Annotated in this window: 22 protein-coding genes; 8 read left to right on the top strand and 14 right to left on the bottom strand. The window is 72.0% G+C overall.

All coding sequences use genetic code 11. From position 1 onward, the window contains the following. The first annotated feature begins 51 nt into the window (after positions 1-51). Positions 52-828, top strand: coding sequence for a response regulator transcription factor (locus ACFCX4_RS09920; protein WP_376140262.1), 777 nt, complete (start codon positions 52-54; stop codon positions 826-828). Further along, positions 825-2324, top strand: a complete 1500-nt coding sequence (locus ACFCX4_RS09915; RefSeq protein WP_376140260.1) for a sensor histidine kinase — start codon at positions 825-827, stop codon at positions 2322-2324. The genes ACFCX4_RS09920 and ACFCX4_RS09915 overlap by 4 nt, the downstream gene beginning before the upstream one ends. A gap of 70 nt (positions 2325-2394) precedes the next feature. On the opposite strand, the gene ACFCX4_RS09910 is transcribed toward ACFCX4_RS09915, so the two are convergent. From ACFCX4_RS09910 to ACFCX4_RS09885, 6 genes are all read right to left on the bottom strand, one after another. Further along, the gene (locus ACFCX4_RS09910; RefSeq protein WP_376140258.1) at positions 2395-4188 is read right to left on the bottom strand and encodes a bifunctional metallophosphatase/5'-nucleotidase; all 1794 of its coding nucleotides are present in this window, start codon (positions 4186-4188) and stop codon (positions 2395-2397) included. A 260-nt stretch (positions 4189-4448) separates the two neighbouring features. Further along, positions 4449-5798, bottom strand: coding sequence for an ATP-binding protein (locus tag ACFCX4_RS09905; RefSeq protein ID WP_376140256.1), 1350 nt, complete (start codon positions 5796-5798; stop codon positions 4449-4451). A 32-nt stretch (positions 5799-5830) separates the two neighbouring features. Beyond that, on the bottom strand, positions 5831-7405 hold the full coding sequence (locus ACFCX4_RS09900; protein WP_376140254.1) for an SCO6880 family protein: 1575 nt from the start codon (positions 7403-7405) through the stop codon (positions 5831-5833). 7 nt (positions 7406-7412) lie between these two features. Next, on the bottom strand, positions 7413-8654 hold the full coding sequence (locus ACFCX4_RS09895) for a hypothetical protein (protein ID WP_376140293.1): 1242 nt from the start codon (positions 8652-8654) through the stop codon (positions 7413-7415). Between the two features lie 94 nt (positions 8655-8748). Further along, entirely contained in the window at positions 8749-9570 is an 822-nt protein-coding gene (locus tag ACFCX4_RS09890) for a hypothetical protein (protein ID WP_376140252.1), read from the bottom strand. A gap of 359 nt (positions 9571-9929) precedes the next feature. Beyond that, positions 9930-10280 carry a hypothetical protein gene (locus tag ACFCX4_RS09885; protein ID WP_376140250.1) on the bottom strand — a complete coding sequence of 117 codons (351 nt, stop codon included), beginning with the start codon at positions 10278-10280 and terminating at the stop codon, positions 9930-9932. A gap of 248 nt (positions 10281-10528) precedes the next feature. Between ACFCX4_RS09885 and ACFCX4_RS09880 the strand changes: the two genes are divergently transcribed. Then, complete coding sequence (locus ACFCX4_RS09880) at positions 10529-11758, top strand: NlpC/P60 family protein (RefSeq protein WP_376140248.1); 1230 nt, start codon at positions 10529-10531, stop codon at positions 11756-11758. Positions 11759-11953: 195 nt separating this feature from the next. Beyond that, positions 11954-12697: a phosphatase PAP2 family protein gene (locus ACFCX4_RS09875; protein WP_376140245.1), complete on the top strand. Its 744-nt coding sequence runs from the start codon at positions 11954-11956 to the stop codon at positions 12695-12697. Between the two features lie 40 nt (positions 12698-12737). On the opposite strand, the gene ACFCX4_RS09870 is transcribed toward ACFCX4_RS09875, so the two are convergent. Beyond that, the gene (locus ACFCX4_RS09870; RefSeq protein WP_376140243.1) at positions 12738-12929 is read right to left on the bottom strand and encodes a hypothetical protein; all 192 of its coding nucleotides are present in this window, start codon (positions 12927-12929) and stop codon (positions 12738-12740) included. A gap of 165 nt (positions 12930-13094) precedes the next feature. Between ACFCX4_RS09870 and ACFCX4_RS09865 the strand changes: the two genes are divergently transcribed. Together ACFCX4_RS09865 and ACFCX4_RS09860 are read left to right on the top strand one after the other, a co-directional pair. Next, on the top strand, positions 13095-13994 hold the full coding sequence (locus tag ACFCX4_RS09865) for a hypothetical protein (RefSeq protein WP_376140241.1): 900 nt from the start codon (positions 13095-13097) through the stop codon (positions 13992-13994). Between the two features lie 211 nt (positions 13995-14205). Then, positions 14206-14418, top strand: coding sequence for a hypothetical protein (locus tag ACFCX4_RS09860; protein ID WP_376140239.1), 213 nt, complete (start codon positions 14206-14208; stop codon positions 14416-14418). Positions 14419-14444: 26 nt separating this feature from the next. Here the strand turns inward: ACFCX4_RS09860 and ACFCX4_RS09855 are convergent, their stop codons facing one another. After that, positions 14445-14849: a metal-sensitive transcriptional regulator gene (locus ACFCX4_RS09855; RefSeq protein ID WP_376140237.1), complete on the bottom strand. Its 405-nt coding sequence runs from the start codon at positions 14847-14849 to the stop codon at positions 14445-14447. A 350-nt stretch (positions 14850-15199) separates the two neighbouring features. Between ACFCX4_RS09855 and ACFCX4_RS09850 the strand changes: the two genes are divergently transcribed. Further along, the gene (locus ACFCX4_RS09850; protein WP_093861445.1) at positions 15200-15820 is read left to right on the top strand and encodes a DUF47 domain-containing protein; all 621 of its coding nucleotides are present in this window, start codon (positions 15200-15202) and stop codon (positions 15818-15820) included. Positions 15821-15825: 5 nt separating this feature from the next. Continuing rightward, positions 15826-16824 carry an anion permease gene (locus ACFCX4_RS09845; protein ID WP_376140234.1) on the top strand — a complete coding sequence of 333 codons (999 nt, stop codon included), beginning with the start codon at positions 15826-15828 and terminating at the stop codon, positions 16822-16824. Between the two features lie 127 nt (positions 16825-16951). On the opposite strand, the gene pstB is transcribed toward ACFCX4_RS09845, so the two are convergent. From pstB to ACFCX4_RS09815, 6 genes are all read right to left on the bottom strand, one after another. Beyond that, on the bottom strand, positions 16952-17728 hold the full coding sequence (gene pstB / locus ACFCX4_RS09840) for a phosphate ABC transporter ATP-binding protein PstB (protein ID WP_376140232.1): 777 nt from the start codon (positions 17726-17728) through the stop codon (positions 16952-16954). Between the two features lie 45 nt (positions 17729-17773). Then, positions 17774-18844 (bottom strand): phosphate ABC transporter permease PstA, encoded by a 1071-nt coding sequence (gene pstA, locus ACFCX4_RS09835; protein ID WP_376140230.1) that lies wholly within the window; start codon positions 18842-18844, stop codon positions 17774-17776. Beyond that, positions 18841-19818: a phosphate ABC transporter permease subunit PstC gene (gene pstC, locus ACFCX4_RS09830; RefSeq protein WP_376140228.1), complete on the bottom strand. Its 978-nt coding sequence runs from the start codon at positions 19816-19818 to the stop codon at positions 18841-18843. Before pstC ends, pstA begins: the two co-directional genes overlap by 4 nt. Positions 19819-19965: 147 nt before the next feature. After that, on the bottom strand, positions 19966-21108 hold the full coding sequence (gene pstS, locus ACFCX4_RS09825; RefSeq protein WP_376140226.1) for a phosphate ABC transporter substrate-binding protein PstS: 1143 nt from the start codon (positions 21106-21108) through the stop codon (positions 19966-19968). A 244-nt stretch (positions 21109-21352) separates the two neighbouring features. Continuing rightward, a complete protein-coding gene (locus ACFCX4_RS09820; RefSeq protein WP_376140225.1) occupies positions 21353-21838 on the bottom strand; it encodes an NUDIX hydrolase in 486 nt (161 codons plus the stop codon). Positions 21839-21923: 85 nt separating this feature from the next. Beyond that, entirely contained in the window at positions 21924-23009 is a 1086-nt protein-coding gene (locus tag ACFCX4_RS09815) for a CHAD domain-containing protein (protein ID WP_376140223.1), read from the bottom strand. Between the last annotated feature and the right edge of the window lie 168 nt (positions 23010-23177).

The raw sequence follows: 23177 nt of genomic DNA, 5'->3' as shown, positions 1-23177 counted from the left end.
CCGACAATTGACCCGAGCAGGCCCTCCCGCCATCAGAAAGGGCAACCGCCGATGACCCCGTCCGCCGACGACCGCACCCCCGCCGAGCCCGGGCAGCAGACCACCGCCCGGCTCCTCGTGGTCGACGACGAACCCGCGCTCCGGGACGCCCTGGAGAGCAGCCTCGCCTTCGAGGGCTACGAGGTCGCCACCGCCACCGACGGCTACGAGGCGCTCGAATCCGTCGAACGCGACCGGCCGGACCTCGTCCTGCTCGACATCATGATGCCCCGGATGGACGGCCTCACCGCCGTCCGCCGGATGCGCTCGCGCGGCGACACCGTCCCCGTGCTGATGCTCACCGCCCGCGACGCCGTCGGCGACCGGGTCACCGGCCTCGACGTCGGCGCCGACGACTACCTCGCCAAGCCCTTCGAACTCGACGAGCTGCTGGCCCGGGTGCGCGCCCTGCTGCGCCGCAACGCGCTGGCCTCCGAGGCCGCCGCCCGGGCCGCCGCCGTCGAGGAGGAGAGCGACGTCCTGGCCTTCGCCGACCTCCGGATGAACACCGCGACCCGCGAGGTCGCCCGGGCCGGGCGGCCGGTCGAACTGACCCGCACCGAGTTCATGCTGCTGGAGATGTTCCTCGCCCACCCCCGCCAGGTGCTCACCCGCGAACAGATCCTCAAGGCGGTCTGGGGGTTCGACTTCGAGCCCTCGTCCAACTCGCTGGACGTCTACGTGATGTACCTGCGCCGCAAGACCGAGCAGAACGGCCTGCCCCGGCTCATCCAGACCGTCCGCGGGGTCGGCTACGCGCTCCGCCCGGCCGCCGGCACCGCCGCGTGAGCCCCACCGTCCCGCCGCCCCCGCTCAACCCGCCCCGCGTACCGCGCCGCAACCGGCTCACCACCTGGTACCGTGCCCGCTCCCTGCGCAGCCGGCTCGCCTTCCTCACCGCGGCGGCGGTCGCGGTGGCGATCGCGCTCTCGGCCCTGGCCTGCTGGTTCATCGTCGAACGCAAGCAGTACGACCTGATCAAACAGGACCTCGCCAGTGCGCCCCCGCTGCCCCCGGCCCCGGCCGCGCTCACGAAGCTCATCTGCGCCAAGACTCCGCAGGAGGCACTGGCCAAGGTCCAGTCCGCCCAGATCGTCTCCAGCGATCCACCCCGCTTCGACTCCCAGGTGGTCACCCCCGACCTGTCCACGGTCTGCCTCCGGAGCACGTCGAGCAAGGCCATCGAGCTCCTTCCGAGCGACCGGACCATCCTCGCGCTCGATGCCGGTGACTCCCGGACCCGCACCGGCAGCTACACCGACGGCACTCCGGCGATGGTCAAGGTCGCCTGGTACTTCGACCGCGAGACCCGCGAGAAGATCGTCGTGCTGAACGCGCTCCCGACCAAACCCGTCGAGGAGTCCCTCCGTCAGCTCGCCCTCCTCCTCGGCGGCGTCGCCCTCGGCGGCGTCATCCTCGCCGGCCTCGCCGGACGGCTGGTCGCCCGCTCCGCGCTGAAGCCCGTGGACCGGCTCAGCGACGCCGTCGAGCACATCGCCCGCACCGAGGAGGTCGGCACCACCATCCCCGTCCACGGAGAGGACGAGATCGCCCGGCTCTCCACCTCCTTCAACGCCATGAGCACCGCCCTCGCCAACTCCCGCGAGCGGCAGACCCGCCTGATCGCCGACGCCGGGCACGAGCTCCGCACCCCGCTCACCTCCCTGCGCACCAACGTCGACCTGCTGATCCGCAGCGACGACACCGGCCGCCCCCTCCCGCCCGCCACCCGCACCAAGCTGCTCGGCAACATGAAGGCCCAGATGCAGGAGCTGACCGTGCTGATCGGCGACCTGCTCCAGCTCTCCCGCCCGGACTCCCCCAAGCCGGTCCGCACGCTCGCCGTCGTCGCCGTGCACGAGATCGCCGAGCGGGCCGTGGAGCGCGCCGAGCTGCGCGGTCCGGGGCTGGTCTTCGAGACCGCCACCGCGCCCTGGTACGTGCACGCCGACGCCGCCGCCCTGGAGCGCGCGGTCATCAACCTCCTGGACAACGCGGTGAAGTACAGCCCGCCGGGCGGCACCATCGAGGTCCGGCTCGACCGCGGCGTGCTGACGGTCCGCGACCACGGGCCGGGCATCCCCCCGGACGAGCTGCCGTACGTCTTCGACCGCTTCTGGCGCTCCCCGTCCTCCCGCCAGCTCCCGGGCTCGGGCCTCGGGCTGTCGATCGTCGCGCAGAGCGTGCGGGAGGCGGGCGGCGAGGTGTCGCTCGGCCCGGCCCCGGACGGCGGCCCGGGCACCCTGGCCACCGTCCGGCTCCCGGGCGGTCCCGCCCCCGAGTAGGGCACGAAAAAGGGGCGGGGCGCCCCGACAGCGCCCCGCCCCGGCCGGCTCACGGCCGGCGACCCCCGGCTCAGCCGGTGGCGCCGCCCGGGCCGATGATCTTGATGCGGTCCTGCGCCGGAGCCTTCAGCGGCGCGGCGGCCGAGCTGTTGGCACCGAGGTAGGCGGCGAAGACGTCCAGGTCGGACGGGCCGACGAGCTTGTCGGTGCCGGCCGCGAAGGCCGGGAAGCCGTCGCCGCCGCCGGCCAGGAACTCGTTCGCCGCGACGCGGTACTTGGCGGCCGGGTCGACCGGCGCGCCGTCGAGGCGGATCGAGTCGACGACGACCCGGTCCGCGCCCTTGTTCCGCATGTCCAGGGTGTAGGCGAGGCTCCTGGACGGCTGGAGGATCTTCGGCGAGGCCTCGTTGGAGCCGCTGACCTGCTGCTGCAGCAGCTGGATCAGCTGGGCGCCGGTCAGCGTCTTGACCTGCATCATGTTGGTGAACGGCTGGACCGCGAACGCCTCGCCGTAGGTCACCACGCCGTCGCCCTCGGCCCCGCTGGCCTTGTGGACGAGATCGGCGCGGATGCCGCCGGGGTTCATGAACGCGACCTGGGCGCCGCCCTTGTCCGCGGCGGCGAGACCGGTCTGCTGGGCGTCGGCGATCACGTCACCGAGCGGCTTCTCCGGGTCCGCGTTGCCGCGGCCGTTGATGTCCGAGGCGATGTAGCCGATCGGACGGTTGGCGATCGGCGCGGCCAGCTTGGAGTAGTGGCCGATCAGCTCGGTCATGTCCGGGGCCTTCTCGACCGTCCGGCGCACGATGTGGTTCTCGGCCTTGACCGACGGGCGCACGATGGTGCCGGTGGTCCTGTCGAGCTTCAGGTCGATCTCGGTGTAGAGCCGGCCGAAGGAGGCGGCGCTGGTCACCGAGCGCGGCACGCCCTGCGGGTCGGGGATGGTGCAGGCGTACGCGTTGTGGGTGTGGCCGGTGACGATGGCGCCGACGGCCGGGTCGATCTTCTTGGCGATGTCGACGATCGGGCCGGAGACGCCCTCGCCCGCCGCGCCGCAGTCGTAGTTGTAGGTGCTGCTGGCCGGCAGGCCGCCCTCGTGGATCAGCGCGACGATCGAGTTGACGCCCTTGGCCTTCAGCTCGGCGGCGTACTTGTTGATCGTGGCGACCTCGTTGGCGAACTTGAGGCCCTTGACGCCCTCGGCGGTCACGATGTTCGGCGTGCCCTCCAGGGTGACACCGATGAAGCCGACCTTGACGCCCTGGGACTTGGTCACCCAGTACGGGGCCAGCAGCGGCTTGCCGGTCTTCTCGCTGGTGACGTTCGCCGACAGGTAGTTGAAGTTGGCGCCCTTGAACCTGCGCCCCTCCTCGTAGCACCCGTCGGTCGGGTGGCAGCCGCCGTTCTGCAGGCGGAGCAGTTCCGCGGAGCCCTCGTCGAACTCGTGGTTGCCGACCGAGGTGACGTCCAGGCCGAGCTTGTCCAGCGCCTCGATGGTGGGCTCGTCGTGGAAGAGCGCCGAGGTCAGCGGGGAGGCGCCGATCAGGTCGCCGGCGGCGACGGTGATCGAGTCGTCGGCGGGGATCCGCGCCTGGCGCAGCGCGGTGGCGAGGTACTCGACGCCGCCGGCCGGGGTGCTGACCGGCTGACCGGTGGCCGGGTCGATCTCCCGGATGGTGCCGGAGGAGCCGGCCGGGGGCTCCAGGTTGCCGTGGAGATCGTTGATCGCCAGCAGCTGGAGGTTGACGGTCCTGGGCTTCTTGGCGGTCGCGGCCTGGGCCGCGGACGGCATGGCCACCGTGCCGACGAGGCCGGCCGCGGCGACGACGGCGAGCACCGACCGTCGGGTTCTGACGGAGAGCATGTAGGGGGTCCCCTGCACCTGTGAGAGCGCCCACCTGTGGACAGGCCCGGGCGCGCGAGACGAGTGTCGTTGCGCGAGTGCAGCCTAGGGTCAACGCGCGTAGCTGTCAGGCCCCCGGACGTAACGACAGGGTTACCCACAGACGAATCGTCATCGGACTTTCACTCCCGGGCGCGGCTCCGCGGCCCGCCCGGGGCTCCCCCGCACCGCCGTCCGCCGCCGTCCGCCGGTGGCCGGCGGGGTCCGTGCGGGGGCCGGTCTCAGACGCCCGGCTCGGCCGCCAACTGCCGGTCGGCGCGGACCCGTTCGGCCACCGCGTCCTCGGTCATCGCGCGGTCGGTGTAGACCAGCGGCCGCTCCGCCTCGGTGATGATGTGCTTCACCACCTGGACGTTGCCGTTGACGTCCCAGACGGCGATGCCCGGCGAGAGCGTGGGGATGATCTCCACCGCCCAGCGCGGCAGACCGAGCACCCGGCCGGTGGCTCTCGCCTCCTCGGCCTTCTGCATGTAGATGGTCCGGGTGGAGGCCATCTTGAGGATCGCCGAGGCCTCCTTGGCCGCCGCGCCGTCCACCACGTCCGACAGGTGGTGCACCACGGCGACGAAGGACAGGCCCAGCCGGCGGCCGAACTTCAGCAGCCGCTGGAACAGCTGCGCCACGAACGGGCTGTTGATGATGTGCCAGGCCTCCTCCACCAGGAAGATCCGCTTCTTGCGGTCCGGCCTGATCCAGGTGTGCTCCAGCCAGACCCCGACGATCGCCATCAGGATCGGCATCGCGATCGAGTTGCGGTCGATGTGCGACAGGTCGAAGACGATCAGCGGCGCGTCCAGGTCGATGCCCTCGGTGGTCGAGCCGTCGAACATGCCCCGCAGGTCACCGTCGACCAGCCGGTCCAGCACCAGCGCGACGTCCAGGCCCCAGGACTGCACCTCGTCCACCGCGACGCCCAGCGACTCCACCGAGGAGAGCTCGGGGTTGCGCAGGGTGTCGATGATGTCGTCCAGCACCGGCTGGCGGTCCAGGACCGTCGCCACCACGTGCGCGTGCGCGGCCTTCAGCGCGAAGCCGGCCCGCTCCTCCAGTCCGCGCCCCATCGCCACCTCGACGATGGTGCGCAGCAGCGACAGCTGACCGGTCTGGGTGATCGCCGGGTCCAGCGGGTTGAGCTTCACCCCGCCGTCCCGGGCCGCCATCGGGTCCAGCCGGATCGACTTTATGCCCAGCGCGTTGGCGATGAGGTTCCACTCGCCGACCCCGTCCTCGCCCTGCGCGTCCAGCACCACCACCTGCCGGTCCCGGAACCGCAGCTGGCGCAGCACGTACGTCTTCTCCAGCGCCGACTTGCCGTTGCCGGACTCGCCCAGCACCAGCCAGTGCGGGGCCGGCAGCTGCTGGCCGTACAGTTGGAACGGGTCGTACACGTACCCCTTGCCGCTGTACACCTCGCGCCCGATGATCACCCCGGAGTCGCCCAGCCCCGGCGCGGCGGTGGGCAGGTACACCGCCTGCGCCTGGCCGGTGGACGTGCGCACCGGCAGCCGGGTGGTCTCCACCTTCCCGAACATCAGGCTGATGAACGCGTCGCTCAGGTTGCCGATCGCCATGGGAGAGCCTCCAGATCAGTCGCCGGGCCCGCTCAGCGGCGGATGCCGGTGGCGAACGGCAGGGTGTTGACGAACGCGCGGTGGTGCTCGCGGTCGCACCACTCCAGCTTCAGGTAGCTCTTGCCCGCGGACGCGCGGATCGTCCGCTTGTCCCGGGCCAGCGCGTCGGGGTTGCGCGAGGAGACCGTGATGTACCCGACCAGGTTCACGCCGGCCGCGCCGGACGCCAGGTCGTCACCGCGCTGGTCCACCCGGCCGCTGTGCGCCAGGTCGCGCGGGTCGATCGTGCGGTTCATCTTGGCGGCGCGGCTCGCCTCCGCGTCGTCGTTGGTCTTCTCGGTCAGCATCCGCTCGATGGCGACGTCGGTGGGCTCCAGGTCCATCGTCACCGCCACCGTCCGGATCACGTCCGGAGTGTGCACCAGCAGCGGCGCCAGGAAGTTCACGCCGACCGGGGTCAGCGGCCACTCCTTGATCCACGCGGTGGCGTGGCACCAGGGCTCCCGGGTCGCCGACTCGCGGGTCTTCGCCTCCAGGTGCTGCGGGTTGGTCGCGTCCAGCTCGGCCGGCCAGGCGTTGCGCTTCGACATCGCCTGGATGTGGTCGATCGGGTGGTCCGGGTCGTACATCGAGTGCAGCAGCGAGGAGAGCCGAGCCTGCCCCAGCGGCTGCCGCACCCGGATGTCCGCCTCCGCCAGCCGCGCGCAGATGTCGGTCAGCTCACGGGCCATCACCGCGGCCAGGCCCTCGTCGTCCCGGGCCCGCCGCCCGGTCGCCGTCCGCCCCATCGCGTGCGCCTCCGCCGCGAGGTCCCGGGTGTAGTGCATGCACGCCACCAGGTACGCCCGGTGCTGCTCCGACGAGGTCGACACCATCGACTGCAACTGGTCGTACGACTCCTGCAGCCAGCGCGGCGCGCCCGGGTCGCCGCGCCGCTCCACGTCCTTCGCGTGCGCGTCCGGGTCGGCCGGCAGGGTCCGGGCCAGGATCTGCAGCCGGGTCACGAAGCCGTCCCCGTTCGCGACGTGCTTCAGCAGCGTCCCGAACCGGTCGACCAGCGCCTCCTGGTCCTCCGAGTCGCGCAACCCGACGCCCGGGCCCTCGATCTCGATCGCCGCCGTCACCGTCCGCCGCTCCAGGTGCATCAGCACCCCGACCTCGTCCGGCCCGAACGGCGCCGACAGCCAGCGCAGCCGCCCCACCCCCGGCGGCGGCCCGATCTCCACCTCACGGCCGTTCAGCCGCGTCCCGGCGTCCATCGCGTCCGACTTCCACACCGCCCGGCCGCTGCGGACCGTCCGCCGGTAGGTGCGGCTGATCTCCACCCACTTGTAGAACGTCCGCCGCCGGTACGGCACGTACACCGCCGCGATCGCCAGCGCCGGCAGACCCACCAGACCGGCGATGCGCAACGGCAGCACCGGCATCATCAGGCCCCAGGCCATGCCGAGGAACGCCCCGAAGATGATCAGCACGATCTCGCCGGACTCCCGGTTCCGGCCGATCGGCGCGTTCGGGCGGGCCTTGCCGATCAGGTAGGTGCGGCGCTGGTGCACGTACGGCTGGGCGTACTGGGCTCCGTACTGGCCGAGCGGTTCGCTGCTCACTTACCCGTCACCCTCCCTTCGCTGGATTGCTGTCGCGGATCGGACCCGAGGACTGGGCCGGCGGCCCGGCCTGCGGCGGCGGCGCGGGCGACCGCGACGCGTGGGCGGCGATGCCCGGGGCGACCGAACCGCCGCCCGCGCCTCCCCCGCTCCCGCCACCCGGCTGCGGACCGCGGTCGCCGTGCGTGCTGATGCCCTGCCGCATGAAGTTCGCGGTCCCGTTGATCATCGCCGATCCGGCCGAGACCGCGCTCGCCCGGGCCCTGCGCATGTTCATCATCTCGTCGCCGAAGCCCGGCACGAACCGGTAGACGGAGGCGCTCGCGAAGATCGACAGGAACAGGATCGCCAGCCCCGACAGCACCCGGGCGAAGTCGTCGCTCGCCCCCGCCCCGGCCGACACCGCGCCGGCCAGCCCGAGGATGATCACGATGATCGGCTTCGCCAGGTCCACCGCCACCATCACCCCCGCCCAGCGGCGCACGTGCTTCCACAGCTGCTTGTCCACCAGCCCCGCGTACACCGCCGTCCCCAGCAGCGCGCCCACGTACAGCATCGCCGCCCGGATCAGCAGCTCGATCCAGAGCACCGCCGCCGCCAGCACGGCCACCAGTGAGGTGATGATCAGGATCAGCGGCCCGCCGCCGATGTCACCCTTCTCCAGGGTGTCCGCGAACCCGCCCAGGTACGTCCCGGTGTCCGACTTCGTCCCCACCGCGATCGCCTTGGTCAGCCCGTCGGTCGCGCTCACCACCGTGTACAGGATCAACGGCGTGAACGCCGACGCCACCACCGTCAGCCACAGGAACCCGATCGCCTCGGAGATCGCCGTGGTCAACGGCGCCCCGCGCACCGCCCGCTTGGTCACCGCGAGGAGCCAGAGCACCAGCGTGATGATCGTGGACGCGGCGAACACCACCGCGTACTGCTGCAGGAACGACGCATTGGTGAAGTCCACCTCCGTCGTCCCGTCGATCGCCCCCGACAGCTTCCGCACCACCCACGCCGCCGCCTGCGCACACCCCTTCGCCAACGACCCCAACGGATCCGTCACCGTCCCGACCGTCCCACTCCCGGGGATGACCACGGCACCGTTCGGGGCACAGCCCGCATCGCTGCCCGGGATCGGGAGATCGACCTTCTGGCAGGTGGCCGACGGGGTCGGGCTCGGGGTCGGAGACGGCTCTGCGAAGACCCGCTGGGCCGCGAGGAGAGCCACGAGCTGCAGGGAGGCCACGGCGCCCGCCAGCGTCCCCGCGCGGCGGGCGGCGGGCCCCGCGGCACCACCGGTGGCGGCGCCCCGGCGCGTGCCGGGGCGGTCTGTGACCGGATCGACGGTCGTGTCAACGCGCATAGCGGAAACCCCCGAACTGCTGGACGGCGCCGGTGATCTCCTCGGCGGTGGCGGCCTGTTCGTCACCCGGCATGGGCGCGGGCCCCTGCCGGCTTGCGTAGTCCGTGAGCTTCCAGTCGCCGCCCGTCCAGCGAAGGGAGAGCGTGAGCGTGAACCAGCTCGCCACGACCGGCTGCACGGAGCGCTCCCCGGCGAGACCGGTCAGGCCGGTGCTCCAGACCTCGACCTTGGCATCGGCGTCGGTGTAGCCGACCGACTTGGTGCCGACCGGAACGGTGCGGCTGACGAAGGTGAGGCCCTTGGGCGCGCGGCCCTGCGCGTCGAGGCCGTAGCGGGCCACCGTGTCGCCGCCGAACCCCTGGTCCAGGCGCGCCTGGAGCCCCGGGGCGGATGCCGGGTCGGCGATGGTGGTGACGATGGTGTGGCGGGCGTCGGTGCGGAACATGTCGGCGGAGCCGATGGCCACCGCGTAGTTGGCGGCGGCGGACTGGGCGCCCTGGTCGGTGTGCGGGAAGCCGGCGGCGATGCCGTTGACGGTCGCGGTGACCGGCTGTTCGCCGCTGGGGGCCGGGCCGGCGCCGGAGGTGGCGGTGGCGGCGGCCCGGTCCGCGGAGCGGCCGGCGTTGCCGGTGGCGGGGTCGGGCTTGCCCCGGTTGGCGATGGAGATCGCCAGGACGAGCAGGGCGACGACCAGGAGGACGGTCAGCACGGTGCGCAGCGGGCGCGCCTGACGTCCGTTCGGCTGGAACGCCGGCTGTTCGCCGACCGGCAGCCGCGTACGGGTGTGCGGCTGGTCGTCGGACAACGACACGGCGGCCCTCCTGGTGCGGGGAGCCGGCTGGCGGCTCCGGGGGCCCCTCCGGCCGTGGGTGGGCGCGGAGGGAAGGGGTGGTGGATGGATTCCCGGCGGGGCTCCGAACATTCACGAATGCCCGGACAGGCGGTCGGACGGTCGGACGATCAGACGGGTCACCGGGCACGGACGGCCCGCCGTCCGCCGGCGCGACGCACCGGCCCCGGCCGCCCCGCGGGGATCAGCGGCCCCGCGGGACCCGGGGTCCCGTCCCGTGGCACCCGGCCGTCCGATCCGCCGGTTGCGCCGGTTCCGTCCGATCCATCCGGTCCGTCCGATCGGTCGCTTCCGCCCTTTCGGCCGGATCTGCCCGATCGTCAGATCGCCATGCCGTAGACAATGGTGAACAGGGTGCCGAGTGATCCAATGATGAACACGCCGGTCAGCCCGGCGATGATCAGTCCCTTGCCCTGTTCGGCGCCGAAGCTGTCGCGCATCGCGGTGGCTCCGATCCGCTGCTTGGCCGCACCCCACACGGCGATGCCGAGGCAGCCCAGGATCGCCACGGCCATGACGACCTGGACCATCACGCGGGCCTCGGAGCCGAGGCTCGCGAACGGGCCCCAGTCCGGGGCGATCCCGCCGATGATGGTGTCGATATTCGGCTTCTTTGGAGGGTCCTCGGCCAGGTGGCCGATCGCGATGCTCTGCACGCTGCTCTGGTTCATTTCCATCTCACCGCCCGATCAGGCAAATTCAAGGGCCCAGACCCCGCCCGCGCGAAGGGTCGGTACCTATTCTTGGCCAGATCTGATGTCGACTTGGCTACTTCTCGCGGATTGGTCGTGAGGCATCGGACACGTACGCGAGGATGTCCACCGTACGAAGGATAGCGCTCACTCTTTGTATCTCTGATGATTGCGGTGAGCAACGCCTTCCGGGACACTTCGACTGACGATTCGTCGGGATGGTGCTGATGGTACTCCGGAAAGGCGGTACGGCCGCCGCTGCCGCGGGAGTTGTGCTCGCCGGCTTCGTCGGTCTGGTGACGCTGGGGACGTATGCGGCGAGCGGGACGCCGCAGCAGCAGGGGAATGCCGCGGGGCTCTCCCCGGGCACCGTGCCGGCCGCGTACCAGGGGGCGATCGAACAGTGGGGACGGCTGTGTCCCGATCTCTCCCCCCCGTTGCTCGCGGCGCAGTTGTACCAGGAGAGCGGTTTCGACCCGCGGGCCCGTTCCGGGGTCGGCGCGGAGGGCCTGGCGCAGTTCATGCCGGGCACCTGGGCGTCGTACGGCACCGACGGCAACAACGACGGCCGGCGGGACCCGTGGGACCCGATGGACGCGATCGCCTCGGCCGCCACCTTCGACTGCGCGCTCGCCAACCACGTCGCCAAGGTCCCGGGCGACCGGCAGTCCAACATGCTGGCCGCCTACAACGCCGGGCCGGGGGCGGTGACGAAGTACCAGGGCGTGCCGCCGTACCGGGAGACCCAGGGGTACGTGCGGAACATCCTGGCGACGGCCCGCAGCTTCGCCGCCCCGGTCGCCCCGGTGGAGGTGTCCGCGCAGTCCGCGGCCGCGATCTACTTCGCCCAGACCAAGCTCGGCACCCCGTACCTGTGGGGCGGTGAGGGCAAGGCCTCGCAGAACGGCCGGTTCGACTGCTCCGGGCTCACCTGGGCGGCCTTCGACACCGTGGGGATCACGCTCCCCCGGGTCGCCAACGACCAGTGGTACGCGGGGCCGCACCCGTCGCGCGACCAGCTGCGGCCCGGCGACCTGGTGTTCTGGGCGACGGACCTGACGGATCCGCGCAGCATCCACCACGTCGGCATCTACGTGGGAGGCGGCTACATGATCAACGCGCCGCACACCGGCGCGGTGATCCGGTACGACAAGATCGACACCCGGGAGTACATCGGCGCCACCCGGGTCACCTCGGACGCCGCCCAGGCGCTGCCGACCCGCAACCCGGACGGTTCGGTGGTGGCCCCGAGCCGGCCCGGCGAACCGGCGTCGACGCCCGCCCCGGCCCCGGCCGATCCGAACCCGCCCGCCCCGAACCCCGCCGCCCCGGCGGCCCGGGCGGCGCTGGTCGCCCCGGCCGGCCGCCCCGCCGCGGCCCCGGTGGTCCCGGCCGCGACGGCCACCGCCACCGGCACCGGCCCGACAGGTTCAGGTCAACTTCCCGCAAAGAACTGAGCCCGTCCCGCCGCCGGGTGTGCGCGCGGTGTGGACGCTGAGTCAAGTTTCCATAACCGCGTGTTTCCGTGGAACGCTGTACACCGGTTATGACGTTGTGTCCGATGGTCCACCGTCAACCCGCCCCGTACCGGGCGGCGGCAGGCGGACCACGGCACGACGACCAGGAGCAGCGGACCCGGAAGGAGGTGCGGCGTGTCGACGCCGCTTGCCGACACGACCAACCCCGACCTCGATCTACTCTACGCCGTCAACGGCCTGGCCAGACGCGCCCCGGAGAGCCTGGACCGCGCGGTCTCCTGGGTCGGCGAGTACGGCATCCTGATCGGCCTGGCCCTGTTGGGCCTGGTGGCCTGGCTGCAGGCCCGGCGGCGCCCGGACGCCCCGGTGGCGGTCGCCGGGCTGCTGTGGGCCCCGCTCTCGGTCGCCGTCGCCGAGCTGGCCAACCTGCCCGTCTCGGCGATCGTCGACCGCCCGCGGCCCTTCGTGGACCATTCCGGCCTGGAGGTCCTGGTCGAGGGCAAGGCGGGCACGCACTCCTTCGTCAGCGACCACTCCACGATGTCGATGGGCATCGCGGTGGCGCTCTTCCTGGTGAACCGGCGGCTCGGCTGGATCGCGGGCGGCCTGGCCCTGCTGCAGGGCTTCTGCCGGATGTACATGGGCGTCCACTACCCCACCGACGTGCTCGGCGGCTTCGCGCTCGCCACCGCGGTGGTGCTGCTGCTGGCGCCGATCGCGATGGCCGTGCTCGTCCCGCTCTGCCACGCGCTCGCCCGCACACCGCTCGCTCCGCTGGTCCGCGCGCGGCGGGGCACCGGGGCCGACACCGGCCGGGGCCCCGGAGGCGGGCGCCAGGGGTGGCGGAGCCGGCGGGGCGGGGCCCGCGGCACGGTCCGCTCCGAGGAGCAGCCGCCGGAGTCCGACCTCGCCGCCTGAGGGGCTCGCGCCCGCCCGGGGCCGGCCCCGGGCGGGGGCCCTACCCCGGCGGTCCGCCGTTGGCCGCGAGGTGCTCCGCCGCCTCGCGCCGGGTGAGGTCGCGGGAGCGCCGGGCCGGGGAGAACCAGCCGCAGGTGCAGATCGCGTAGCAGAAGGAACCGCGTTCGCTGATCGCGATGCGGTGCTCGGGCATCGGGGTGGTGCCGGGAACGACCGGCAGCTCACTGTGCACGTGCCTCACCGTAACGCTCCCGGCACCGGCGCGCGACGCCCCGGACACTCCGGGTTCCCCGTAACCCCTCGCGCCCCAACTCGTTTGCCCGGAAAGAGCTCTGCCCACCCGCTGGTGGTGGCCGGCGGGGCAGTCGGGCCCTAGGGGGTTGTCGCGAGGATGAAGATGACCGACCAACAGCGCACCGGTCGCACGACGCGGCGCGGGCGTCCGGCGGCGGGTGCCGCCCTGCTCGCCGCCGTCCTGGCCGGGGGCGCCGCGCTGACCGGCTGCTCGCCGGACGCCACCGTCGAGGCCTCGGCCGACCAGCGGGCGGGCAGCACCCCCGACCAGTTGTCCGCCGACGCGCTGACGGCGGTCCGCAGCGCCGCCGACATCACCGGCCGGGCGGGCTCGGCGCGCGCCGGCACCGAACTGGTGACCGAGTCCGCCGAGAAGAAGGCCGTCTTCACCGGCACCGGCGGCTACGACTACGTGAAGCGGATCGGCCGGCTGGAGGTGCAGGTGCCACCGGGCGCCGCGACCACCGGCAAGCTCGTCGAGGTGCTGCTGCCCGGCACCGTCTACCTGCAGAACAGCGGCGCCAAGGTGCCGGAGGGCAAGTGGGTCAAGCTGGACGTCCGCCAGCTCCCCGACGGCAACCTGGTCAGCGGCGGTGCCACCGACCCGGCGGCCGCCGCCGGGGCGCTGCGCGGCGCCCAGAAGGCCGAGACGGTCGGTACCGAGACGGTCGACGGAGTGGTCCTGAAGCACTTCCGGGGCACCCTGGACCTCGCCAAGGCGGCCGACGCCACCGGCGGGCGCGGCGGCGACAGCCTGCGGATGGGGGCGCAGACCTTCACCGTGAAGGAGGTCCCCTACGACGCCTGGCTTGACGAGCAGGGCCGGTTGCGCAAGGTCGTCGAGGTCTTCACCTTCGCCGGGGTGGCCGGCTCCAAGGAGGCGAAGGACCAGGTGAGGGTGGTCTCGACCACCGCGCTGACGGACTTCGGCAAGCCGGTGGAGGCCGCCGAGCCGCCCGCCGCCGACATCTACGCGATGAAGCCCACCGAGAGCCCGAAGTAGCGCGTTCCCGGGGGTCCGGCGCCGGCTCCGCGGGCGCGGGCGCCGGGGGGAGGCCGTCGGTCCGGGTGGGCCCGGGAGCGCCCGGGCCCACCCGTTTCGGGGGCGCCGAGATGGCCCGTCCGTGCCATGTGGACGGGCCCCGAAGTGCCTAGGCTGGACGTCGGGTGGCTGCCGCCCGAGCCGGCGGGGCGCTGAAGGGGTGGTGCAGGTGATGTCGTCCACGGACGGCCGCAGCGGTGGCCACGACGACGCGGCCCTCGACGAGATCGAGCTGGCCGGTGAGCTGATGATCGCCGCCACGGCCAGCAGCGGCGACCGGCTGCCGACCGAGCGGATCGACGAGGTCCTGCTCGACCGGCCCGACGCCGGTCCGGCCGCCGGGCCGGCGGGGGCTCCGCGGATCCGGGACGACCGGGAGGGTTAGGGTCCGTCCGGCCCGCCCCGGGCCCGTCAGCTGCGCAGCAGCCGGGCGATCGCCGCGGTGGCCTCGGCGACCTTGGCGTCCAGCTCGGCCCCGCCCTCCTCGGCGGCGAGCGCGACGCAGTGCCGCAGGTGCTCCTCCAGCAGCGAGAGCGCGAAGGACTGCAGAGCCTTGGTGCCGGCCGAGACCTGGGTGAGCACGTCGATGCAGTAGACGTCCTCGTCGACCATGCGCTGGAGGCCGCGGATCTGGCCCTCGATCCGCCGCAGCCGCTTGAGGTGGGCGTCCTTCTGGGCGCTGTACCCGTGCGGGCCGTGGCCGGCGCGGCCGACCGCGGCGGGGGCCTCCGCCGTCACCGGGAGTGCGAGGGTCTCGCCGTGCGGTTCCGCCCCGGGCGCCTGATCCGGCTCGGTGCGCGGTTGCGTGGTGGTCATCGGCCCGCCTTCGTCTGAGTGCCTGGGTGGCTGCGTCGGCCTCCAGTGTCCAACACCAAGGGCCGTCCTGGTGTTCCTCCGGCGACCCCGGCCGGGAGCGGGCGGGGGCGCCCGCGGTTCCCCCGTCCGGGGAACACCCCGCTCCCGCCGCCGCACGACAGGCGCAATCCGGGCGAGGTTCCGTCAGACTGGGGGCTCCCCACCGCGCCTGCGGTACGGGAGGCAACCACCGTTGCGGCAGACAAACGGAAGGGGAGGTTCCGGCTCCCTTTCAACCACCCCATTTGCGCTCAGGCGCTCGGTTGCACCTAGCATCGTTCAGTCCCCTACCCCGCACATCGGAGATTTCCGTGCGTTTTAGCCTGACCCCGAAGGAGACGAGTTTCTACGACATGTTCGCCGCCGCCGCGGAGAACCTGGTCGTGGGCTCGAAGCTCCTGCTGGAACTGCTGGGATCAGACGTGTCGGCCCGCGCGGAGATCGTCGAGCGCATGCGCGCCGCCGAGCACGCCGGAGACGACACCACCCATGCGATCTTCCACCAGCTGAACTCGTCCTTCATCACGCCCTTCGACCGCGAGGACATCTACAACCTGGCCTCGTCGCTGGACGACATCATGGACTTCATGGAGGAGGCCGTCGATCTGGTCGTCCTCTACGACATCCAGACCCTGCCGAAGGGCATCGAGCAGCAGATCGAGGTCCTGGCCCGCGCCGCCGAGCTGACCGCCGGGGCGATGCCGAACCTGCGGAGCATGTCCAACCTCACCGAGTACTGGATCGAGGTCAACCGGCTGGAGAACCAGGCCGACCAGATCCACCGCAAGCTGCTCGCCCACCTCTTCTCCGGCCAGTACGAGGCCATCGAGGTGCTCAAGCTCAAGCAGGTCGTGGACGTCCTCGAACAGGCCGCGGACGCCTTCGAGCACGTCGCCAACACGGTGGAGACCATCGCGGTCAAGGAGTCCTGACCCCCGTGGACATGGCAGCACTCATCGCCGTCATCGGCGTTGCGTTCTTCTTCACCTACACCAACGGCTTCCACGACTCGGCCAACGCGATCGCGACCTCGGTCTCGACCCGGGCGCTGACGCCGCGGGCGGCGCTGGCGATGGCCGCGGTGATGAACCTGGCGGGCGCCTTCCTGGGCAGCGGGGTGGCGCACACCGTCTCCCAGGGCATCATCGAGACGCCGTCCGGCAGCCAGGGCATGGCGATCCTGTTCGCCGCACTGGCCGGCGCGATCGCCTGGAACCTCGTCACCTGGTACTTCGGCCTCCCGTCCTCCTCCTCGCACGCGCTCTTCGGCGGCATGGTGGGCGCCGCGCTGGCCGGCGGCACCGAGGTGATCTGGAGCGGCGTCGTCGACAAGATCGTCGTTCCGATGATCGTCTCGCCGGTGGTCGGCCTGGTCGGCGGCTTCCTGGTCATGCTGGCGATCCTCTGGCTCTTCCGGCGGGCCAACCCGCACCGGGCCAAGCGCAACTTCCGGGTCGCCCAGACCGCCTCGGCCGCCGCGATGGCCCTCGCGCACGGTCTGCAGGACGCCCAGAAGACCATGGGCATCGTGGTGATGGCCCTCACCATCTCGGGACACCAGAGCGAGGGCGACCCGATCCCGGTCTGGGTGAAGATCTCCTGCGCGACGATGCTCTCGCTGGGCACCTACGCCGGCGGCTGGCGGATCATGCGGACCCTCGGCCGCAAGATCATCGAGCTGGACCCGCCGCAGGGCTTCGCCGCCGAGGCCACCGCCTCCACGGTCATGTACATCACGTCGTTCGTCTTCAAGGCGCCGATCTCCACCACCCATGTGATCACCTCGGCGATCATGGGCGCGGGAGCCACCAAGCGGATCCGGGCGGTGCGCTGGGGCGTCGCGAAGAACATCGTGCTCGGCTGGTTCATCACGATGCCGGCGGCCGCCCTCGTCGCGGCGCTGGTGTACTGGTTCGTCCACCTCTTCTGGGGCTGAGCCCCGGTCCGGACGCGAAAGGGCCCGCCCCCCTCCCGGGGAGCGGGCCCTTTCCATGCTCCGCGGCGGCACCGCCATGCAGCACCACGAAGCAGCTGGTACCGCGCCGTCGACGCGGTCGGACCGATCAGCCGAAGCGGCCGGAGATGTAGTCCTCGGTCGCCTGCACGGACGGGTTGGAGAAGATCCGCTGGGTGTCGTCGAGCTCGATCAGCTTGCCCGGCTGGCCGACGCCGGCCAGGTTGAAGAAGGCGGTCCGGTCGCTGACGCGGGCCGCCTGCTGCATGTTGTGCGTCACGATGACGATGGTGAACTGCTCCTTCAGCTCGCCGATCAGGTCCTCGATGGCGAGGGTGGAGATCGGGTCGAGGGCGGAGCAGGGCTCGTCCATCAGCAGGACCTGCGGCTCGACCGCGATGGCGCGGGCGATGCACAGACGCTGCTGCTGGCCGCCGGAGAGGCCGGCGCCCGGCTTGTTCAGGCGGTCCTTGACCTCGTTCCAGAGGTTGGCGCCCTTGAGCGACTTCTCCACCACGCCGTCCAGCACGGACTTCTTGCGCACGCCCGCGAGCTTCAGGCCGGCGACCACGTTGTCGTAGATCGACATGGTCGGGAACGGGTTGGGGCGCTGGAAGACCATGCCGACCGCGCGGCGGACGGCGACCGGGTCGACGCTGGCGCCGTACAGGTTCTCGTCGTCCAGGAGCACCTTGCCCTCGACGCGGGCGCCCGGGATGACCTCGTGCATCCGGTTGAGGGTCCGCAGGAAGGTGGACTTGCCGCAGCCGGAGGGGCCGATGAAGGCCGTCACCGAGCGGGGTTCGACGGACATCGAGATGTCCTCGATGGCCTTGGTGGAGCCGTAGTAGGCGGACAGTCCGCTGACGTCGATGCGCTTGGCCATGATCGTTCGTCTTCTCTCAGTCTTCGTCGTACGTCAGTCGGTCGCTCAGTGCCCGGCCTTGGGCGAGCGCCAGCGGGCGATGCCACGGGCGATGAGGTTGAGCCCCATCACGAAGGCGATCAGCACGAGGGCGGCACCCCAGGCACGGGCGTAGCCGTACTGGTTGTTCACCTGGGAGTACTGCATCCAGATGTACATCGGCAGTGACTGCTGCGGCCCGTCGAACGGGTTGTTGTTGATGTAGTCGGCGCCGAAGACCAGCAGCATCACCGGAGCGGTCTCGCCCGTGATGCGGGCCACCGCGAGCATCACACCGGTGGTGATGCCGCCGATGGCGGTGGGGATGACGATCCGCAGGATCGTCTTCCACTTCGGCACGCCGAGCGCGTACGACGCCTCGCGCAGCTCGTTCGGGACGAGCTTGAGCATCTCCTCGGTGGAGCGGACCACGACCGGCAGCATCAGGATGGCCAGCGCGAGGCTGCCCGAGAAGCCGGAGTAGTTGAAGCCGAGCGCGAGGTTCCACACGGACAGGATGAACAGACCGGCGACGATCGACGGGACACCCGTCATGACGTCGACGAAGAAGGTGACCGCCTTGGCGAGCTTGCCGCGGCCGTACTCGACCAGGTAGACGGCGGTCAGCAGACCGATCGGGGCGGCCATCAGGGTGGCCAGGCCGACCTGCTGCAGGGTGCCGATCAGCGCGTGGTAGATACCGCCGCCGGGACCGGACTGGCGGACGCCACGCATGGAGTGCGACAGGAAGTTCCCGTCCACCACCTCGGCGCCCTGCTGCACGGTGTAGACGGTCAGCGCGAGCAGCGGGACGACGGCCAGGATGAAGGCGACCCAGACCACCGAGGTGGCGAGCCGGTCCTTGGCCTGCCGGCGGCCCTCGACCTGCGCCGCGAGCACGTAGCTGATGATCACGAAGAGGATCGCGGAGATCAGGCCCCACTGGAGCTTGCTCTCCAGACCGCCGACCGCGCCGATCCCCACGCCGAGGACGATGGAGCCGGCGGCCACGCCCGCCGGGGCCCACTTGGGCAGCCGGTTGGCGGTCAGCGGCCGGCCGACCGGACGGGCGTCCGCCGGGACGGAAGTGACGGTCATGCGTTGGCCCCCGAGTACTCCTTGCGGCGGGCGACGATCAGCCGCGCGGCACCGTTCACCAGCAGGGTGATCACGAACAGGACGAGGCCGGAGGCCATCAGAGCGTCCCGGCCGAAGGGCTGGGCCTCGCTGAACTTCAGCGCGATGTTCTGCGCGAAGGTGCCGCCGCCCGGGTCGAGCAGGTGCAGCGAGAGGACGTTGTTGGAGGAGAGCACGACGGCGACCGCGATGGTCTCGCCGAGCGCGCGGCCGAGGCCGAGCATCGAGGCCGAGATGATGCCGGGGCGGCCGAACGGCAGCACCGCGGTGCGGATCATCTCCCAGCGGGTCGCGCCGAGCGCGAGCGCGGCCTCCTCGTGCATCCGCGGCACCTGCCGGAAGACCTCACGGGTGACCGCGGTGATGATCGGGAGGATCATGATCGCCAGCAGGATGCCGACGGTGAACAGGTTCCGCGGGGTGGTGGCCCGGGACTGGTCGAAGACGTACGTCCAGCCGAGGTACTGGTCCATCCAGCTGGTCATGCCTTCGAGGTGCGGGACCAGGAAGAGCGCGCCCCAGAGGCCGTAGATGATGCTGGGCACGGCCGCCAGCAGGTCCACCAGGTAGGCGAACGGCTGGGCGATCCGGCGCGGCGCGTAGTGCGAGATGAACAGCGCGATCCCGATGGCCACCGGGACGGCGATCGCCATCGCGATCGTCGCGCTGACGATGGTGCCGAACACCAGGACGGCGATGCCGAAGACCGGCTTCGGGGCGTCCGGCGTCCACTCGAAGGTGGTGAGGAAGTTGCCCTCGTTCTTGCCCAGGGCGATGCCCGAGCGCCAGGTCAGGAAGCCCGCGATGGCGGCCATGACCACCAGCAGCAGGATGCCCGACCCACGGGACAGGTTCATGAAGATCTTGTCGCCGACCCGGCTGTCGCGCCGGCGGCGTTCCCCGCCCTGCGGGGACGCAGGCGTGGATGAAGTCATTGGTCTACTCCGGTCTGGTGGTGCGGCCCCGAGGGGGCGGCACCCTGGCGGCGGTGCCCCGGACGTGTGGTGCGGTCGCGGTACATACCGCTGGGGCGACCCCGGCCCCCTCGATCACGGGGCCGCCCCAGCGGAGGTCCTACTGGATCAGGCGAGGCTCTTGACGACGTCGGTGACCTTGCCGGTCAGCTCCTTCGGCAGCGGGACGTAGCCCGCGTCGCCGATCGCCTTCTGGCCGGCCTCGCTGATGGAGTAGGTCAGGAAGGCCTTCAGGGAGTCGAGGGTGTCGGCCTTGTTGCCCTTGTCGCAGACGATCTCGTAGGTGACCAGGACCAGCGGGTAGGAGCCCTCGTCCTTGGTCGCGTAGTCGAGGGTCAGCGCGAGGTCGCTGCCGGTGCCGGCGATCTTCGCCTTGGCGAAGGTGTTCGCGGCGTTGACCGCGGTGGCCTCGACCGGCTTGGTGGCACCGGTGGCGATGGCGGCGCTCTTCAGGTTGTTGGTCTGGGCGTAGGAGAGCTCGGCGTAGCTGATCGAGTTCTTGACCTGCTTCACCTGGGCCGAGACGCCGGCCGAGCCGCTGGCGCCCTGGCCGCCCTTGCCCGCCCAGGCCTTGCTCGGCGCGGCGGTCCAGGCGCCGCCCGAGGTCTTGGCGAAGTACTTGGTGAGGTTCTCGGTGGTGCCCGAGTCGTCCGTGCGGTGGAAGGCCTGGATGTCGGCGTCCGGCAGCTTCGCGCCCGTGTTCAGGGCGGCGATGGCCGGGTCGTTCCACTTGGTGATCTGCGAGTCGAAGATCTTCGCGATCGTCGGGCCGTCCAGGACCAGGTTGTCGACGCCCTCGACGTTGTAGACGATCGAGATCAGGCCCGCGACGACCGGCAGGTTGATGCCCTGGCCGCCGGTGCAGACGGCCTTGGTGGCGTCGACCTCGGCCGGCTTCAGCGCCGAGTCCGAGCCGGCGAACTGGATCTTGCCCTGGGTGAACTGCTGGACACCGGCACCGGAGCCGCCGCCACCGTAGTTGATGGTGGCTTCCTTGCACGCCGCACCGAAGTTGGTCTTCAGGATGTCGATGGCGTTGCCCTGGGCGGTGGAGCCCGCGGCCACCAGGGGGGCCGGCTTCGGGCCGCAGTCGATCGCGGCGGCGGGGGCGGCGGCGGAGCCGCTGGCGCCGCCCGACGCGCTGGTGTTGTTGTTCTCGTCCGAACCGCAGGCGGCGAGCGACAGCGAGCTGACGAGCGCCATGGCACCGATCGCGAGGGCCTTGGAGCGGCCGTTCCGCTGGAGCTTCACAGGGTGTCCCTTTCTGTGGCAATGCCCGACGCGACGGCCGTGTCGAACACGGCAGAACGCGGGTTTTGCTGAGGTCCGGGGCCCGTTCGGCCCTCCGGTGATACCGAAGTTAGGCCGGGCAGGTGACGCATCAGCCGGTCGCAAGTGAACGCAGAGTGAACCTCGGACGGATGACAGGAAACTACGTCAGGTAGTAACGGTTGCGTCACGGCAAGGGCGCAGGTAGATCACTTCCACTGTTCCTTCACGACTCCGGGCCCCGCAACCGGACCGGCCTGGCCCCCAGTAGTTCCAGCAGCGCGTCGACCAGCCGGCGGTCCTGCTCATGGCTCAGCCGTGCCCGGGCCTTGCCCGCCGGCAGCCACTCCAGCAGGTCCACCTCACGGTTCGGCCGGAACTCCCCCGCCGTCGGCACCGCCGCCCAGTACCGCACCTCCTTCGGCCGGCCCTGCGCCACGTAGTGCTGGGTCGGCAGCTCCGCCCCCAGCTCGCAGGAGAACCCCGTCTCCTCGCGGACCTCCCGCAGGGCCGCCTCGACCACGCCCTCGCCCGGCTCCAGCTTCCCCTTCGGCAGGCTCCAGTCGTCGTACTTCGGCCGGTGGATCACCGCGATCCTCGGCCTGCCCAGCCGGCCGCTCTTCTTCGGCCGGCCCGGCAGCCAGAGCACCGCGCCCGCCGCCAGCACCACCGGCCCCCGGCCTGCCGCCGGGCGGCGCGGACCGTCGGACACCGCCCGGACGGCCCGCGGCCGATCGGACGGGGAGCGCATCACCAGGGACCACCAGCGGTCCTCCGGCACCGGCCGGCCGCCCACCTCAGGCCGTCCGCGATTCCGCCGACGGCCCCCAGCTCTCGACCGGGGACAGCTCCAGCCACGCCTCCGTCCCCGGCGGCAGCTCCGGCCACCGCCGCCCGAAGGCGTACCGCGCGGCCTCCACCTCCAGCCGCTGGTCGGCGTGCACCACGCCCAGCACGTACGCCGTCGCCGGGGTGATCCGCGGCGTGCGCGCCGCGGTCGCCGCCGTCACCGCGGCCTCCGAGGCCTCCAGGTGCCGCAGCAGCACCCGGTCCAGCTCGTCCAGCACCGCCGACGGCCGCCCGCACACCTCCAGCGCGTACCGGGCCCGCTTCACCAGCACCCCCGTCCGGTGCCACGGCGCGTCGTCCGCCGCCAGCGCCGCGTCCGCGTCCAGCGCGCCCCGCGCGCTCGGCACCGCGCCCAGCCGGCGCAGCCCGTCCCCGCCGTACGGCGTCGCCGCCCGGTGCAGGGGCAGCTGCTGCGCGCTCGCCGCCAGCGCCCCGAACGCCGCCGCCGCCTGCGGCACCAGCACCGCGCCCGCCCGGCCGGCCGCCGACGCCGCCAGCGGCGTCTCCGCCACCAGCAGCGTCATCCGGTCCGCCAGGGCGTGCAGCCGCGCCGACCGCAGCTCCTGCAGCACCGTGGAGTGCGCCCGGGTCCTGGCCAGGGTCAGCTGCCGGTCCAGCAGGGCCCGTGCCTTCGGCGCCCCCGCGTGACCGGCGAGCATCCCCGGCCCCTCCGTCTCGCTGCCGTTCAGCCCGTCCAGCGCGCCGAGCAGCCGGGCCGCCCGCCGCACGTACCCCGGCTCCAGCGCCAGCAGGTTCAGCAGCCAGCCCAGCTCGGCCCGCGACTCCTGCACCCAGCCCGCCTCGAAGGACGGGCCGAAGGTGTGCAGCAGCCCGTTGATCCGCCGTACCGCCCGGAGCAGGTCCGCCGTGCCCTCGGACGCGACGGCGGACACACCGGGTCTGGCACCGACCTCACCCACCGCCAGCGGCAGGGCGCGCAGGAACGCGCCCGCCAGGGCGGTGAGATGGCTGGAGAGGATGTCCCCGGCGGTCGCTGTGGAAGCCGCCTGGGCCGTCATCGGCGCATCGGTCATGGCTAGGTTGATCCCCGTTCCCCCGGGGCCGTCCCCGGGGCTGGTGGCCGACCGCTCAGCGGATCCCTGCCGCTCAGTGGCTCGTGTCGGTGGGTCGCGCGGTCGCGTCGTCGAGTCTCGTGCCGTCGTGCCCCCCGGCGGCGTGACCCGCACCGGGGAGCCCGGTGC

Origin of the sequence: Kitasatospora sp. NPDC056327 (assembly GCF_042261735.1) — a bacterium.
Taxonomy (GTDB): domain Bacteria; phylum Actinomycetota; class Actinomycetes; order Streptomycetales; family Streptomycetaceae; genus Kitasatospora.
The sequence above is the reverse complement of the archived record's forward strand: the minus strand, read 5'-3'. Positions and strand labels throughout refer to the sequence as shown.